Source organism: Amycolatopsis sp. NPDC049253, from assembly GCF_040678995.1.
Taxonomy (GTDB): domain Bacteria; phylum Actinomycetota; class Actinomycetes; order Mycobacteriales; family Pseudonocardiaceae; genus Amycolatopsis.
In genome coordinates this window covers 46,549-61,568 of sequence record NZ_JBFAQX010000018.1, presented here as the reverse complement: position 1 = coordinate 61,568, position 15,020 = coordinate 46,549, and the positions used below count along the sequence as shown (strand labels likewise).

14 protein-coding genes and 1 riboswitch are annotated in these 15,020 nt (G+C 73.0%); of the genes, 8 read left to right on the top strand and 6 right to left on the bottom strand.

What is annotated here, in order from left to right; genetic code table 11:
• Positions 1-91: 91 nt before the first annotated feature.
• The 4 genes from ahcY to AB0K15_RS32130 all read right to left on the bottom strand — a co-directional run bounded on the left by ahcY (position 92) and on the right by AB0K15_RS32130 (position 4,156).
• Positions 92-1,567, bottom strand: a complete 1,476-nt coding sequence (ahcY, locus tag AB0K15_RS32145) for an adenosylhomocysteinase (protein ID WP_364058881.1) — start codon at positions 1,565-1,567, stop codon at positions 92-94.
• A gap of 206 nt (positions 1,568-1,773) precedes the next feature.
• Positions 1,774-1,856: riboswitch (S-adenosyl-L-homocysteine riboswitch) on the bottom strand.
• Positions 1,857-1,923: 67 nt separating this feature from the next.
• Positions 1,924-2,697: a GAF and ANTAR domain-containing protein gene (locus AB0K15_RS32140; RefSeq protein WP_364058878.1), complete on the bottom strand. Its 774-nt coding sequence runs from the start codon at positions 2,695-2,697 to the stop codon at positions 1,924-1,926.
• 84 nt (positions 2,698-2,781) lie between these two features.
• Positions 2,782-3,828 (bottom strand): DNA polymerase IV, encoded by a 1,047-nt coding sequence (locus AB0K15_RS32135; RefSeq protein WP_364058876.1) that lies wholly within the window; start codon positions 3,826-3,828, stop codon positions 2,782-2,784.
• A 37-nt stretch (positions 3,829-3,865) separates the two neighbouring features.
• Positions 3,866-4,156, bottom strand: a complete 291-nt coding sequence (locus tag AB0K15_RS32130; RefSeq protein WP_364058873.1) for a DUF3040 domain-containing protein — start codon at positions 4,154-4,156, stop codon at positions 3,866-3,868.
• 574 nt (positions 4,157-4,730) lie between these two features.
• Here AB0K15_RS32130 and AB0K15_RS32125 point away from each other — a divergent pair.
• The 3 genes from AB0K15_RS32125 to AB0K15_RS32115 are packed head-to-tail and all read left to right on the top strand — an operon-like array spanning position 4,731 to position 8,189.
• Positions 4,731-6,551 (top strand): serine/threonine-protein kinase, encoded by a 1,821-nt coding sequence (locus tag AB0K15_RS32125; RefSeq protein WP_364058870.1) that lies wholly within the window; start codon positions 4,731-4,733, stop codon positions 6,549-6,551.
• On the top strand, positions 6,548-7,381 hold the full coding sequence (locus tag AB0K15_RS32120; RefSeq protein WP_364058867.1) for an FHA domain-containing protein: 834 nt from the start codon (positions 6,548-6,550) through the stop codon (positions 7,379-7,381). Before AB0K15_RS32125 ends, AB0K15_RS32120 begins: the two co-directional genes overlap by 4 nt.
• Positions 7,382-7,433: 52 nt before the next feature.
• Positions 7,434-8,189: an FHA domain-containing protein gene (locus tag AB0K15_RS32115; RefSeq protein ID WP_364058864.1), complete on the top strand. Its 756-nt coding sequence runs from the start codon at positions 7,434-7,436 to the stop codon at positions 8,187-8,189.
• A gap of 16 nt (positions 8,190-8,205) precedes the next feature.
• Here the strand turns inward: AB0K15_RS32115 and AB0K15_RS32110 are convergent, their stop codons facing one another.
• Positions 8,206-8,685, bottom strand: a complete 480-nt coding sequence (locus AB0K15_RS32110) for a MarR family winged helix-turn-helix transcriptional regulator (RefSeq protein ID WP_364058861.1) — start codon at positions 8,683-8,685, stop codon at positions 8,206-8,208.
• 98 nt (positions 8,686-8,783) lie between these two features.
• Here AB0K15_RS32110 and ribA point away from each other — a divergent pair, with 98 nt between their 5' ends.
• On the top strand, positions 8,784-9,419 hold the full coding sequence (gene ribA / locus AB0K15_RS32105; RefSeq protein WP_364058858.1) for a GTP cyclohydrolase II: 636 nt from the start codon (positions 8,784-8,786) through the stop codon (positions 9,417-9,419).
• A gap of 24 nt (positions 9,420-9,443) precedes the next feature.
• Here ribA and AB0K15_RS32100 read toward each other — a convergent pair whose 3' ends face one another.
• Complete coding sequence (locus AB0K15_RS32100; RefSeq protein WP_364058855.1) at positions 9,444-10,427, bottom strand: LacI family DNA-binding transcriptional regulator; 984 nt, start codon at positions 10,425-10,427, stop codon at positions 9,444-9,446.
• A 163-nt stretch (positions 10,428-10,590) separates the two neighbouring features.
• Here AB0K15_RS32100 and AB0K15_RS32095 point away from each other — a divergent pair, with 163 nt between their 5' ends.
• The 4 genes from AB0K15_RS32095 (at position 10,591) to AB0K15_RS32080 (ending at position 14,987) form a co-directional block, all read left to right on the top strand.
• Positions 10,591-11,355, top strand: coding sequence for a sulfite exporter TauE/SafE family protein (locus AB0K15_RS32095; RefSeq protein WP_364059159.1), 765 nt, complete (start codon positions 10,591-10,593; stop codon positions 11,353-11,355).
• A gap of 83 nt (positions 11,356-11,438) precedes the next feature.
• Complete coding sequence (locus AB0K15_RS32090; RefSeq protein ID WP_364058852.1) at positions 11,439-13,703, top strand: xanthine dehydrogenase family protein molybdopterin-binding subunit; 2,265 nt, start codon at positions 11,439-11,441, stop codon at positions 13,701-13,703.
• 1 nt (position 13,704) lies between these two features.
• A complete protein-coding gene (locus tag AB0K15_RS32085) occupies positions 13,705-14,175 on the top strand; it encodes a (2Fe-2S)-binding protein (protein ID WP_364058849.1) in 471 nt (156 codons plus the stop codon).
• Positions 14,172-14,987: a xanthine dehydrogenase family protein subunit M gene (locus AB0K15_RS32080; RefSeq protein ID WP_364058846.1), complete on the top strand. Its 816-nt coding sequence runs from the start codon at positions 14,172-14,174 to the stop codon at positions 14,985-14,987. The genes AB0K15_RS32085 and AB0K15_RS32080 overlap by 4 nt, the downstream gene beginning before the upstream one ends.
• Positions 14,988-15,020: the final 33 nt, after the last annotated feature.

The following is a 15,020-nucleotide window of genomic DNA, read 5'->3' as shown; positions in this document are numbered from 1 at the left end:
ACACTAACGAGGTCCTTCGGCTCTCCCTCCCCCTCGGAGCCGGAGGACCCCTTATTTCCGGCCTCCGGTCTCCGCGGGGGTGGCCCGGGGCTCAGTAGCGGTAGTGCTCCAGCTTGAACGGGCCGGCCGCGTCCACGCCGATGTACTCCGCCTGCTCCTTCGTGAGCTTCGTCAGCTTCACGCCGAGCGCGTCGAGGTGCAGCCGCGCCACCTTCTCGTCCAGCAGCTTCGGCAGCCGGTGCACGCCCACCGGGTACTCGCCAGGCTTGGTGAACAGCTCGATCTGCGCGATCGCCTGGTTCGCGAACGAGTTCGACATCACGAACGACGGGTGCCCGGTCGCGTTGCCGAGGTTCATGAGCCGGCCCTCGGACAGCACGATGATCGAGTGCGCCGCGCGCCCCTCGGCCGTGGGGAAGGCCCACTCGTGCACCTGCGGCTTGATCTCCAGCTTGCGGATGCCGGGCACCTTGGCGAGGCCGGCCATGTCGATCTCGTTGTCGAAGTGGCCGACGTTCGCGACGATCGCGTTGTGCTTCATCCGCCCCATCTGCGCCGCGGAGATGATGCCGAAGTTGCCCGTGGTGGTGAGGAAGATGTCACCGCGCTCCACGACGTCGTCCAGCTCGACCACGTCGAGGCCCTCCATGGCCGCCTGCAGCGCGCAGATCGGGTCGATCTCCGTGACCACCACACGCGCGCCCTGGCCGCGAAGCGCCTCCACGGCGCCCTTGCCGACGTCGCCGTAACCGCAGACGACGGCGAGCTTGCCGCCGATCATCACGTCGGTCGCGCGGTTGAGGCCGTCGACCATCGAGTGGCGGATGCCGTACTTGTTGTCGAACTTGGACTTCGTCACCGAGTCGTTCACGTTCATCGCGGGGAACAGCAGCGTGCCCTCGGTCGCGAGCTTGTAGAGCCGCTTGACGCCGTTGGTGGTCTCCTCGGTCACGCCACGCACCTCGCCGGCGATGCGCGTGAAGCGCTTCGGGTCGGCGGCGAGGCTCTCGGCGAGCGTGCGGAGGATGATCGCGTACTCCTCGGGGTCGGAGTCCGCGGCGGCCGGGACGGCGCCCGCGGCCTCGAACTCGACTCCCTTGTGGACCAGCAGCGTCGCGTCGCCGCCGTCGTCGAGGATCATGTTGGGGCCCTGCCCGCCGGCGAACCGGAAGAGCAGATCGGTGCACCACCAGTACTCGTCGAGCGTCTCGCCCTTCCACGCGAACACCGGCGTGCCCTCGGGCCGCTCGGCCGTCCCGTTCGGACCGATGACGACGGCGGCCGCGGCCTCGTCCTGGGTGGAGAAGATGTTGCAGGACACCCAGCGCACGTCGGCGCCCAGTGCCACGAGGGTCTCGATCAGCACCGCGGTCTGCACGGTCATGTGCAGCGAGCCGGCGATGCGGGCGCCTTTCAGCGGCTGGGCGTCGGCGAACTCGCGCCGGATCGCCATCAGGCCGGGCATCTCATGCTCGGCCAGGCGCAGCTGCGTCCGCCCGGCCTGGGCGAGTGCCAGGTCGGCCACCGCGAACTCGAGTCCGCCGACGTTCTGCAGTTTCGGGCTCATGGAAGTTCCGCTCCCCTTCGATACGGTTCTGGTTTCTGTTTCAGGGCACGGGGAATCGCGGCACCACCACGGTCGGCGGCGCCGGGCTCACCCGGGAGGGGTTCAGGAGGTGCGCAGGCCGTCCGCCGGCTTTTCCTTCGGCGGCACCACCTGTGCCGGCGACGTCCGGGTCGGCGACAGCTGGGGCGACAAAAAAGGCACCTCCTTCGCAGGAGGCGCCCTTGTCCGGAACTCGCGGGCCGAGCGTGGCGGAAACCTTCCGGCTTCCGTCGCAGCGCCTCTCGGCCCGGAGTGCGCCTCGGCGGCGCACGGTTCGTTCTACCGCTTTCCACCATGGCAAGGCGGGCCGGAGGCTGTCAAGCGTGCGGGCCGGGCAGGTCGATCTCGGTGTGGCGGGTGGCCAGCGTCTCGGCCAGCACGGCGAGCTTCACGTTGAGGTCCTGTGACGTGCGGCGCAGGATGTCGAACGCTTCGTCGGCAGAGATGCCGCGCCGCTGCATCAGGATGCCCTTCGCCTGGCCGATCACGTCACGCGAGTCGATGGCCTTGCGCAGGTGCGCCCGCTGCAGGTCCGCGGCCGTCACCGCGTGGGTGGTCGCCAGAGCCAGCGAACCGTGGGTGGCCAGCAGCAGCGCGAGGTCGCGGTCGGTGGCCGTCAGCGCGCCGGCCTCGCGTGCGTAGACGTTGAGGGCGCCGGACAGCTGCGGCTCGCGGGCGTCGGGCAGCAGCGCGATGGCGAGCATCGAGCCCATGCCGCGTTCGGCCGCGGCCGGTCCGAACTTCGGCCACTCGGGCTCGTGGGCGAGGTCCTGGCTCTCGGCGTGGGCCGGGCCGTCCGGGCGGGCCGCGTCGAGGCAGGGGCCCTCTCCGGTGCGGTACTGCACCTGGTCGAGCTCGACGGCGACCGGATCGGTCTCGATCGGGGTGTAGAACATCCCGTCGGGCGAGCGCAGCGTGATGCTGACGACGCTCGCCACGGGGATCACCCGGACCGCCGCTGTCACCAGCTGCTTCAGCACGCCCCCGACGGTCGTGACCTCCAGCAGCGACCGCGTGAGGTCCCGGAACTCGCCACCCAGCCCGCCGAACCGGTCGTCGGAACCGGTCGCGGGGAAGCCGTTTTCGGACATGCGCCACCTCACTCGTGTGCCGGAATGCCGATTACCCCGCGGGCAGGCGCCGCCAAACGCGCACCTGCGGGTCGCCGCGCCGGATCACGCGGGCGGGTGGGGGAACTCCGCGCGCACGCCGAGCAGGCGGACCGGCCGGCCGAGCGTGAACATCCCGAGCACCTCGCGCGCGGCGCGCCCGAACGCCGCGGCGTCCGAGGTGGGCTCCGGCAGCGTGACGCTGTGGGTGTGGGTGTGGAACGGCGCGAAGCGCACCTTCACCGCGACGCGCGCCGCCGGGCGGCCCTCGTCCACGACGTCGCGGGCGACCCGAACGGCGAGGGCGTCGATCTCTTCCGCGATCCGCGCGGGATCGGTGAGGTCCTGCTGGAACGTCGTCTCGCGGCTGCGGGAGCGCGCGACGTACGGCGTGGCGGTGACCTCGGCGTCGCCGATCCCGCCCGCCAGCACCCGGTACCACGGCCCGAGGCGCGGGCCGAATCGCGCGGCGAGGTCGTCCGCGTCGGCGCCGGCCAGCTGCAGCACCGTGGTGAACCCGGCTTCGGCGAGCTTCCTGGCCGTCTTGCGCCCGATGCCCCACAGCGCGTCGGTGGGCCGCTCGGCCATCACGGCCCACCAGTTCTCCTGCGTCAGGCGGAAGATCCCGGCGGGTTTCGCGAACCCGGTCGCAAGCTTGGCGCGCAGCTTGTTGTCGCCGATGCCGACCGAGCACGAAAGCCCGGTCTCGTCCTCGACGGCCCGGCGGACCTCGGCCGCGAACGCCTCGGGGTCGTCGGTGCCGGTGGTTGCGGTGTCGAGGCCGAGGAACGCCTCGTCCCACCCGAGCACCTCGACCACCACCGGCAGCTCGCGCAGCCGCGCCATGACGCGGTCGGAGACCTCCTGGTACGCCGGCGCGTCGGTGGCCAGGAACACCGCGTCGGGACAGCGTTTCGCGGCCAGCCGCAGCGGCATTCCGGACTGCACGCCGAACTCGCGCGCTTCGTAGGACGCGGTGGCCACCACGGCGCGCTCGGCGGGGTCGCCGTTGCCGCCCACGACCACCGGCCGGCCGCGCAGCTCGGGCCGGCGCGCGATCTCGACCGCGGCGATGAACTGGTCGAGATCGACGTGGAGAACCCAGGCGGACACCGCACCAGTGTGCGGCGCGGACCCGGGTCGGCGCACGTCAACCGCGCCGCGTCACGCGCCAGGAGCGGCCGTGCCCGCGCACGATGTGCAGCGCCACCCCGCCGCCGGCGGCGAGCAGCGCGCACAGCGTGAAGGCGGGACTCGTGGTGACGAGGCCGGCCACGAGGAACGCGACGGCCGAGACGTCGAAGAGCACCGCGAAGAGGATGAGCAGGCGGCGGTTCGGCGCCGGCTTGCCCCGCGAGAGCGCCGCCGCCAGTTCCGGATCGCTGAACTCGAACCAGCGTTCGATCTTGTCCAGCTCGCTGCGTTCGTGGTGACTGAGCATGGAGGTCTCCTTCGGCGGCGCGCCTGCCGTCACGTCCGCCAGATACCCCCGGCCACCATGGTCCAATCGCCGATCCGGGCGCTCCTGGCGGATTCACCCGGCCGCACCCGTCCGTATAACGGCCTATACGTCAAATCCTGGACCGCCGTGCCGGTTTTCGGGTCCACTGTGGACGCTTGATCAGCCGGACGGGTGACCCCGGTGCTCACGCAGCGCAGCACGGTTCGGGCGCCGGTTCCTCTGGTGGGCAAGGGAACCGGCATCGCAGTCGCCGCGCGCAGGCCGGCTCGGCGCCGTCGGGGCTCTCGCGGGACGATTTGTCGATCCCGCCTCGCGGGGGATGGCCGGGTCGACGTGGTTCCCGTCGAGCCCGACGCCGGGGCGGTCGGCCGGACGGATGTCGCGCCCTTCGCCGGGGTGTCCCCGGTTCGGGAGAGTGGCCGTTCGTGCCCGGACCGTGAGCGGGCGCCGGGGGAGTGGTCCCGATCCGGGCCGCTTCCTGCCACCGGATGTGATGCAGTATCGTTACTGCGAGTTACCTCACAGAGGTCCGACCACGCCGAGGGGAGCGTCGGTGCAGGGTGGCCGGCTGATCGCGGAGCGCTATCGACTGCTCGAGCGGATCGGCACCGGGGGCATGGGCGTGGTCTGGCGTGCGCACGACGAGCAGCTCGACCGCGAGGTGGCGCTCAAGCAGGCCCGGCTCTCCGATGCGGTCAGCGGCCGCACCCTGCGTCGCGAAGCCCGGCTCGCCGCCGGGGTGCAGCACCCGAACGTGGTGACCTTCTTCGACGTCGTCGCCGAGGCTGACGAACTGTGGCTCGTGATGGAGTACGTGCCTTCGCGCAGCCTCGCCGAGGTCCTCGCCGCCGAAGGCAGCCTGCCCGTGCGCACTGTCGCCGAGATCGGCGTGCAGGTCGCGGGCGCGCTCGCCGCCGTGCACGAACGCGGCGTGGTGCACCGCGACGTGAAGCCCGGCAACGTCCTCATCACCGACGACGGCCACGCCAAGCTCACCGACTTCGGCATCTCGCGCTCGGTCCGCACCGACGAGACGGTCACCGACTCCCCGCACATCGGCGGCACCCCGGGTTACCTCGCGCCGGAGGTCGCGCAGGGGCACCCGCCGACCGCCGCGTCCGACGTCTTCTCCTTGGGCGCCACGCTGTTCTCCGCCGTCGAGGGCGCACCGCCCTTCGGCAGCGGCAACGAGTACGCGACCATCCGGCGTGCGGCCGAGGGCGCGGTCCCGCCGGCGCGCAAGGCCGGTGACCTCGCTCCCGTGCTCGCCGCGTTGACGCGGACGGCTCCCGAGGACCGGCCCACCGCGGCCGCCGCGCACGACCTGCTTGCCGCCGGCGCGGGCGGGCTGCCTGCCGCGCCACCGCTGCGCCGCCGGCCCGGCGGGCGCCGCCGGCGGTTCGTGATCGCGGGGGCGGTCGCCGCCGTCGTGGTGCTCGCGGGCGTGGCCCTGATCCTGCTGCCGGACAGCGGCACGCCGCGGACCCCGGCCGCGGCTTCGAAGGTGCCCGCCGCCCCGGCGAAGCTCGGCATTGGGCAGGACCCGCGCTCGGCCGATCCGTGCCGGCTCGTGGACGCGGTGCCGCTGCGCCCGTTCGGCGATCCCGAGGTGGATCCCGACTACGGCAACTTCGACCGCTGCGACGTGATCCTCAAGCGGGGCAACGATCTGCAGGCCGACGTGAAGGTCGAGCTGGAGGACCCGCCCTCCGGCGGCGCCGCGCCGGTGGGGCGGCGTTCGCGCTCCGGCCCGTTCGACGTGTTCGGCGATCCCGCGCAGGACGGCGCCTGCGTGCGCCTGATCCAGCTGCAGGACAAGTACCTCGTGCGCGTGACCGTCTCCGACGACGACGGCGACAACCTCGATACGTGCAAGCCCGCCGACATCGCGGTGGCGTCGGCGACGAAGGTGCTCGCTGTCGCCGGCGTGCCGGCGCGGACCTCGCCGGTCCCGGCCGGCTCACTGTCCAAGGTGGACGCGTGCGCGCTGCTGGGCTCGGCTTCGCTCGGCAGCGCCGCGGGCGTCACGCCGCCGGTGCAGGTGGTGCCGGGCTACGGCGACTGGACGTGTGACTGGGACAGCTCGGCGTCGGACCGCGCGGTCACGGTGATCTTCGACCGCGACCAGCCGCCGGACGGCGACTCGGGCCGGCTCGTCCAGGTCTCCGGGCACGACGCTTACCTCGCGACCGACGACTTCGCCGACAACACCTGCCAGGCGCTGCTGGTCTACCGGCGCTACACCGACGCACACGGGGAGGCCGCGGTGGAGCAGATCAAGGTGGTGGTCCACGGCGACCCGCCGTCGCAGGACCTCTGCGCCCCGGCCACGTCGCTGGCCGGCGGCGTCGTCGCGAAGCTGCCGCAGGCATGACCGCGCTGCGATCCGGCGGGCCGGCCGAGTCCCTCGGCGCCGGCCACGGCAGCCTCGCCTACGGGGTGCCGCCCGCGGCGCCGGGCACGATCTTCGCGCTGGCGGTGAGCGGGGGCGTGCGCATGCCGCCCCGCGACGGCCGGGAAGTCCTCTTCGGACGCAACCGCGAGGACGTCCACGTGTGCGTGGGGGAGGACGACCGGAAAGTCAGCCGCAGACAGGGTTTCCTCGTGCGCCGGCACGACGCGTGGTGGATGCACAACACCGGGCGGCTGCCGATCCGCCTGCCCGGCTCGCGCCTGTTGTTCCCCGAAGAGGAGCCCGTGCCGCTCGCGGAGGGCTACACGGCGGTGTTCGTGCGCGGTTCGGCCGACCGCGAGCACCTGCTGGAGCTGTACGTGTCGGGAGCGGACGGCCGCCGGCCGGAGTCGCGGCCGCAGGACGTGACCGAGCCCCCGCGCATGTGGCGGCTGAGCCCCGAAGAGCGGCTCGTGCTGGTGTCGCTGGCCCAGCGGTACCTGCTCCAGCAGCCCTACCCGCAGCCGATGGCGTGGCGGCAGGTCGCCGAGCAGCTCGCGGAGCTGGCACCGGAAGGCCGCTGGACGCCCAAACGGGTGGAGCACCTCGTGGTCGCCGTGCGGACGCGGCTCGCGCGCGCCGGCGTCGCAGGCCTCACGCGTGAAGAGGTCGGCGAGCCGGTGGGCAACTCCCTCAACGACAACCTCGTGAAAGAGCTCCTGCTGTCCACTTCGCTGGTGCCGCCGGACCTCGCGCTGCTCGAACCACCCGACGAAACCGCGTCGGGAGGGGTCCCGGCACCGCCTGGTTAGCCTCGCGGCGCGCGGTGGGGCGGGCCCCGCGCCGGGAACGGGTGGGGACGGCGTGACGGGTGAGGGGATGCAGGCACTGCCCGCCGGGCATCCGAGCCTGGCGCGGGGCTTCGCGTCACCGCCCGGCACGCTGGTCGTGCTCGGACTCGCCGGGGGAGTGCTGGTGCCGCCGTCGGAGCCCGGCCCGGTGACGTTCGGGCGCAACACCGCGGAGGTCGCCGTGCCGGTGGGGGAGGACGACCGGCGTGTGAGCCGCCGCCACGGCTTGCTGGAGCACCACCGCGACCGCTGGTGGGTGCGGGCGACGGGCAAGGTCCCCTTGCGGCTGCCGGAATCGCGGCTGCTGTTCGCCGGCGCGGCGCCGGTCGCGCTGGCGGCGGGCTACCTGCCGTTGTTCGTGCACGGCTCGGGTGGGCGGGAGCACGTGCTGGAGGTGCACGTCGCCGACGGCAGACCCGTCGCGCCACCCGTGGCGGACGCGGTGCTCGACGCGCGCGAACGGCTCGCGCTCACCGCGGTCGGCCAGAGTTTCCTGCGCTGGGAGGCACAACCGCGGCCGGTGCCGCCGGAGCGGGCGGCGGCTCAGCTCGCGGTGGTGGACCCCGGCGGCGAGTGGACCCCGCTGGGCGTGCGGGCCGCCGTCGACGGGGTGCGGGCCAGATTCCACCCGGCAGGCGGCGACGACCGGTTGCTCGGTGTCCTGCTCGCCGCGGCCGTGCTCGTGCCGCCGGACCTGGCCCTGCTGACCGCCGACCCCGTGCCGCGACCCCGCGTGCCCGACTGGACACAGAGGACAGTCGGCTCGTAGCACGGGGTGCCGAGCGTCACACGGCGGTTCGCTGCGGCCGCTCGGCGCCGCGCAGCCGGGACTCCAGGGTGTCGAGCACCGCGCTGAACGCGCCGAACTGCTCGGCCGTGAGCGCGTCGACGAGCAGCTCGCCCACGAGCGCGGCGTGCCCGGCGGCGGCCTCGCGAAGCTGTGACCAGCCGAGATCGGTCAGGAAGGCGATCACCCCGCGGTCGTCGGACTCGCACGAGCGGCGCCCGACGAGCCCGGTCTTCTCCAGCTGGCCGACCTGGTAGCTCAGCCCGCTCTTGGACGTGAGGGCCGCGCCCGCGAGCTCCGTCATGCGCAGCGCCCCGCCGGCGGCGGCGAGGCGCGCCAGAACTTCGTACTGTGGGTGCGAAAGCCCCGCGTCGTCGCGAAGCTGCTGTTCGACGCGCCGGTTGAGCTGCGAGCTCACCGCCAGGAAGGCCTGCCAGGTCTTCAGCTGGCGATCCGTGAGCCATCGGGGGTCGGCCATGCACCCATGGTAACGCAGGTTGTTCGAATTTGAACCATGTTGTAGGGTCGATCAAGTCGTGGTTCGAATTTGAACCACCTGGGAGAACGGAGCAGCCGATGGCGACGGTGGCGGAGGTGCGTACGCGGGTGCGGATCCCGCTGCGGCTGGGCGACGACCTCTCCGTCGACGCGGAGGCCGTGACGTTCCGCGGGCTCGCCGACGGGCTGGAGCACCTCGCGTTCGTGCTCGGCGAGCCGGGCCCGGTGCCGCTCGTGCGGATGCACTCCGAGTGCCTGACCGGCGACGTCTTCGGCTCGGCCCGCTGCGACTGCGGCCCGCAGCTGCGCGAGTCGATCGCCCGGATCTCCGAGACCGGTGGCTACCTGCTCTACCTGCGCCAGGAAGGCCGCGGCATCGGCCTGTACAACAAGCTCGACGCGTACGCGCTGCAGGACGGGGGCCTCGACACCTACGAGGCCAACGCCGCGCTCGGCCTGCCCGAGGACGCCCGCGACTACACCGCCGCCGCGCAGATGCTCACCGCGCTCGGCGTCGACCGGCTCGACCTGCTGTCGAACAACCCCGACAAGGCCGCGCAGCTGACCGCCCACGGCCTCGACGTGCGCGACCGCGTGCGCACGGGGGTGTTCGCGACGGAGACCAACGTCCGGTACCTGCGGGCGAAGGTCGAGCACACCGGCCACAGCCTCGTGCTGCCCGCCGGGTTCGGTCACGCCGGCCTCGCCAGCTGAACCACCCACTGCGGATCGTCCGCGTCAGGGCGCCGATTCCCGTACGACCAGTTCGGTCGGCAGCACGGTCATGCCGTCGAGAGGCGTGTCGCCGGTCAGCTTGCCGAGCAGGCGTCGCGCCGCCGTTTCCCCGAGCGCCCGCAGGGGCCGGCGCACGGTCGTGAGGGGCGGCTGCGTGAACGCCGAGAGCGCCAGGTCGCCGAACCCGGCCACGGCGACGTCGCCGGGCACCGTGCGGCCGGCCTCGCGCAGTCCGGTGAGGACACCGGCGGCCACCACGTCGTCACCGGCGAACACGGCGTCGAACCCGAGGCCCGAGGCGACGAGCCGCCGCACGGCCGAGCGGCCGCTGCCCGCGGTGGAAGCCGCCTCGGTGACGGCGTTCCCGGTGAGCGGTGAACCGGCTTCGTCGAGCACGGACCGGAATCCGGCGAGCCGGGCGGCGGCGTGTTCGCCGGGGCCCGTCACCACGGCGACGCGGCGCCGGCCGCGCGCCAGGAAGTGCCGGGCCACCGCGGCGGCGCCCGCGGCGTCGTCGCCGGCCACGGAGGGGAACGCCGAGCGCGCCCCGTCGATGACCACGACCGGGAGGTCGGAGTCGCGCAGCGCGTCGTTGTCCGTGACGGCGGGTGGCGGGTCGAGCAGCAGCAGCCCGTCGAACGCGTGTGCCCGCACCTGGTGCGTGAAGCGCGTCAGCGAGTCCGCGCCCCGGGCGGCCGTGCTCAGCAGCAGGCCGTGGTCACTCGCCTCGACGACGTCGGCCACTCCCTGCAGCACTTCGCCGACGCCTGGCGGTGAGAGTCCCGGCACGAGCACCCCGACCAGCCGGGTCCGGCCCCTCGCCAGGCCGACGGCCCCGGCACTCGGGATGTAGCCCGTCGCGGCGATGACTTCCCGCACGCGCACGGCGGTGGCGGCGTCCACGTCGGACTTGTTGTTGAGCACCCGGGACACGGTCGTCTTGCTCACCCGCGCACGGCGGGCGACCTCCGCGATCGTGACGCGCATCGGTCCTCCAGGGGAATCCGAGCACCGGGCGGGTTGCCTTGTCTTCAACGTACTCGCCTGTCCGACGATCGCCCGGCGTCCGTTCGGCGGTGTTCGTTCAACCGGACGTGACATGTATAACAACCTATACGGCAGCGCGGGAGCCCGTGTTCTGATGGCGGGCGTGATCATCGACGCGGGCGAGTTCGTCCTCCTGCTGCTCGCCGGAGTGGGCGCCGGCCTCGTCGGCGCCACCGCCGGACTGGCCTCGCTCGTGTCGTACCCCGCGCTGCTCGCCGCCGGGATGCCGCCGGTGGTCGCGAACATGACCAACACCGTCGCGATGCTCGGCACCACCGCGGGCGCGGCCGCCGGCGCGCGGCCCGAGCTGAAAGGGCAGTGGCGCCGCCTGCTGCCGCTGTGCCTGATCACCACGGCCGGCGGTGGCTGCGGCGGGCTCGTATTGCTGCTGACGCCGCCCGGCGCGTTCACCGCGGTGGTCCCGTGGCTGATTGGTGGTGCGTCGCTGGTCCTGTTGGCGGGTCCGCGGTTGCGCCGGTTGGCGGAAGGCGCGGAGCGCCACGGCATCGGCCCGGTCACCGGCACGGCCGCGTTCCTCGTCGGCGTGTACGGCGGCTATTTCGGTGCCGCGGCGGGCGTTCTGATGCTCGCGCTGCTCACCACCGTCTGGACGCAGCCGCTGGCCCGCACGAACGCGGCCAAGAACATCGCCACGGGCACGGCGAACCTGATCGCCGCGGCCGTCTTCGCGTTCACCGGCCGCGTGCTCTGGCCCGCCGCGCTCGCCGTGTGCCTGGGTTCGGTCGCGGGGTCCTGGCTCGGTTCGATCCTCGTGCGGTACCTGCCCGCGACCCCGCTGCGGATCGCGATCGCGATCGGCGGGCTCGTGCTCGCGGTGGTGCTCGCGCGCGAAGCCTACTCCGGCTGATCGCAGCGCAACCGTTGCCGAGCGAGGCTGACGCGCGGGCACCCCAGGGGGCATGATCGGCGGGTACCCGAGCAGGAGGCCAGATGAGCATTGTCGGCACCCGCGTGGTGCGCGTCGAGGACGAGAAGCTGATCACCTCGGGCGGAACGTACGTCGACGACTTGCGGGAGGCGGCGCTCACCGGCGCGGTCCACGCGGTCTTCGTGCGCAGCCCGATCGCCCACGCGCGTATCTCCGGCATCGACACAGAAGAGGCGAAGCAGGCACCGGGAGTCGTCGCCGTTTTCACGGCGGCGGATCTCGACCTCGCGCCTCAGCAAACCGGTCCCGTGACCGAACCGTTCCTCGCCACGGACGTCGTGCGTTACGTCGGCGAACCCGTCGCGCTGGTGCTCACCGAAGAGCGCTACCAGCTGGCCGACGCGGCGGAGCTGGTCGACGTGGACTACGACCCGCTGGACGCCGTGGCGAGCATCGACGCCGCGCTGTCCGGTGAAACCGAGCTGTTCCCCGGTGGCGGTGTCACCGGCAACGTCATGCAGGTGAACGGCGCCGAGGAGTTCGACGACGCGGTGTTCGCGGACTGCGACGCCGTGGTCACGCAGACGATCCTCAACCCCCGAGTGGCCCCGGCGTCGCTCGAGGTGCGCGGCGGATCGGTGGCGTGGGGCGAGGACGGGCGGCTGACGTTGTGGCTGTCCACGCAGAACGCCCAGATCGCCCGGACCACCGTGGCCGGCGCGCTGGGGCTCGACGAGGAACGGGTGCGCGTGATCGCGCCCGACGTCGGTGGTGGCTTCGGTGCCAAGATCGGCGCCGACCCCGAGGCGAGCGTGCTCGGCTGGGCCGCGCGTGCCGTCGGGCGGCCGGTGCGGTGGACCGAGTCGCGCAGCGAGAACCTCACGGCGATGAGTCACGGCCGGGCGCAGCAGAACACCGTGACCATCGGCGGGAAGCGCGACGGGACGGTGCTCGCGTACCGGATCGACGTCGTGCAGGACAGCGGCGCCTACCCACGCGCGATGTTCCTGCCCACGCTGACCGAGATGATGGCGCCCGGCGTGTACCGCTTCCCGGTGGTGCAGACGCGCAGCCGCTGCGTGGTCACGAACACCACGCCCATCGCCGCCTACCGAGGCGCGGGCCGGCCCGAGGCGACGGCCGCGGTCGAGCGCGCGATGGACCTGTTCGCCGCCGAGATCGGGATGGACCCCGCCGAGGTCCGGCGCGTCAACTTCATCCGCCCCGAGGAGTTCCCCTACACCACGCCGACCGGCGGGGACTACGACACGGGCGAGTACGCGGCGGCGCTGGACAAGGTGCTGGCGGCCGCGGGCTACGCGGAGCTGCGCGCGGAGCAGGAGCTGCGCCGCGTCGCGGGCGATCCGGTGGCGCTCGGTCTGGGCATCGCGGCCTACGTCGAGATCACCGGCGGCGACGCGAGCGGCGAGAGCGGCCGCGTCGACATCCACGAAGACGGCTCGGTCACCGCGTACACGGGCAGCTCGCCGCACGGCCAGGGGCTCGCGACGTCGCTGGCGATGCTGCTGTCCGACCAGCTCGGCGTGCCACTGGCGAAGATCACCGTGAAGCACGGCGACACCGACGAGGTCCCGCGCGCGGTCGGCACGTTCGGCTCGCGGTCGCTGCAGCTCGGCGGCTCGGCGATCCGGCAGGCGGCCGACGAGGTGATCGCCCAGGCCCGGGAGCTCGCGGCCGACCTGCTCGAGGCGGCGCCCGAGGATCTCGAGCTCGACACCGAACGCGGGGTCTGGCAGGTGCGCGGCGCGCCGTCGAGCACCACGCTCGACTGGGCGCGGATCGTGGCGTCGGCCGAGAGCACGGCGTTGTCGGCCGACGTGTGGTTCGGCGACGGCAAGCCGACGTTCCCGTTCGGCGCGCACCTCGCCGTGGTCGAGGTCGACACGGAGACGGGCAAGGTCGAGGTGCGGCGGCTCGTCGCGGTCGACGACGCCGGGCCGGTGGTGAACCCGCTGACCTTCCGCGGCCAGCGCCACGGCGGGCTCGGCCAGGGCATCGCGCAGGCGCTGCTGGAGGTCGTGAACTACGACGAGGACGGCAACCCGACCACGGCCACGCTCGCGGACTACTCGTTCGTGACCGCGACCGAGCTGCCCGACTTCGAACTGGTGGACATGGCGACGCCCACGACGCGGAACCTGCTGGGAGTCAAGGGGATCGGCGAGGCCGCGACGATCGGGTCGACGCCGGCGGTGCACAACGCGGTGGTCGACGCGCTCGCCCACCACGGCGTGCGGCACCTGGACATGCCGGCCACCCCGATGCGGGTCTGGGCGGCCCTGAACGACGTGAGGAAGGCGAACTGACGTGCGGGTCTCCATCGAGGTGAACGGCCGGACCACGGCCGGGGAGGTGCCGGACCGGACGCTGCTGGTGCACTACCTGCGCGACACCGTCGGGCTCACCGGGACGAACATCGGCTGCGACACCACGTCGTGCGGCGCCTGCACGGTCCTGCTCGACGGCGAGTCGGTGAAGTCGTGCACGGTGCTGGCCGCGCAGGCCGACGGGCACGAAGTGACGACAGTGGAGGGTCTGGCCGGCGACGGCGGCGAGCTGCACCCCGTGCAGCGCGCGTTCCGCGAGCAGCACGGGCTCCAGTGCGGCTTCTGCACGCCGGGCATGATGATGGCTTCGGTGTCGCTGTTGAAGGAGAACCCGCGGCCGTCGCGACGCGAGGTCCGGGAGGCGCTCGAAGGGAACCTGTGCCGTTGCACGGGTTACCACAACATCGTGAGCGCTGTCGTCGAGGCGTCGGGGCAGGAGGTGGACCGGTGATCCCCGCCGAGTTCTCCTACCGCCGGGCGTCCACTGTGGACGAGGCGCTGGCGCTGCTGGCCGAGCACGGCGAGGACGCGAAGCTGCTCGCCGGCGGGCATTCCCTGCTGCCGCTGATGAAACTGCGGTTCGCGGCGCCCGAGGTCGTGGTGGACATCGCGTCGCTCGACGAGCTGAAGTTCGTGCGGCTCGACGGAGACGAGGTGGTGATCGGCGCGCTGTCGCGGTACCACGACCTCCACGGCGACCCGGTGCTCGCCGAGCACGCGCCGCTCGTCGCGCACGCCTCCGGTGCCGTCGGCGATCCGCAGGTGCGCCACCGCGGCACGCTCGGCGGTTCGCTCGTGCACGCCGACTCGGCCGCCGATCTGCCCGCGGTGATCCTCGCGTCCGACGGCGTGCTCGTCGCACGCGGCCCGGCGGGGGAGCGGCGCATCCCGGCCGCGGAGTTCTTCCTGGGCCCGTTCACCACGCCACTGGAGCCGGACGAGCTGCTGACCGAGGTCCGCCTGCCCAGCCAGGCCGGACTGGGCTGGGGCTTCGAGAAGTTCACGCGCCGCAACATCGACTGGGCGATCGTGGGCGTGGCGGTGGTGGGCAGGTCGGTGGGCCTGATCAACCTCGGCGGCACCCCGCTGCGCGCCGCGGCGACGGAGAAAGCCCTCGCGGACGGAGCTTCGGCCGACGAGGCCGCGGCGCTCGCCGCCGAGGACACCTCGCCGCCCGACGAGCCCCACGCGTCGGCGGAGTACCGGCGGCACCTGGCGCGCGTGCTGACGCGGCGGGCGCTGCTGGCGGCGGGCATCGCCTGACCGTGCGGCCGGTGGGAAACGGGCGTGATCGTG

Bases quoted from the DNA above. Each gene is read 5' to 3' on its own strand.
- AB0K15_RS32120 (WP_364058867.1), top strand. From the start codon at position 6,548: ATGACCGCGCTGCGATCCGGCGGGCCGGCCGAGTCCCTCGGCGCCGGC.
- AB0K15_RS32090 (WP_364058852.1), top strand. From the start codon at position 11,439: ATGAGCATTGTCGGCACCCGCGTGGTGCGCGTCGAGGACGAGAAGCTG.
- AB0K15_RS32110 (WP_364058861.1), bottom strand. From the start codon at position 8,685: ATGGCCGACCCCCGATGGCTCACGGATCGCCAGCTGAAGACCTGGCAG.
- AB0K15_RS32130 (WP_364058873.1), bottom strand. From the start codon at position 4,156: ATGCTCAGTCACCACGAACGCAGCGAGCTGGACAAGATCGAACGCTGG.
- ribA (WP_364058858.1), top strand. From the start codon at position 8,784: ATGGCGACGGTGGCGGAGGTGCGTACGCGGGTGCGGATCCCGCTGCGG.
- AB0K15_RS32140 (WP_364058878.1), bottom strand. From the start codon at position 2,697: ATGTCCGAAAACGGCTTCCCCGCGACCGGTTCCGACGACCGGTTCGGC.
- ahcY (WP_364058881.1), bottom strand. From the start codon at position 1,567: ATGAGCCCGAAACTGCAGAACGTCGGCGGACTCGAGTTCGCGGTGGCC.
- AB0K15_RS32100 (WP_364058855.1), bottom strand. From the start codon at position 10,427: ATGCGCGTCACGATCGCGGAGGTCGCCCGCCGTGCGCGGGTGAGCAAG.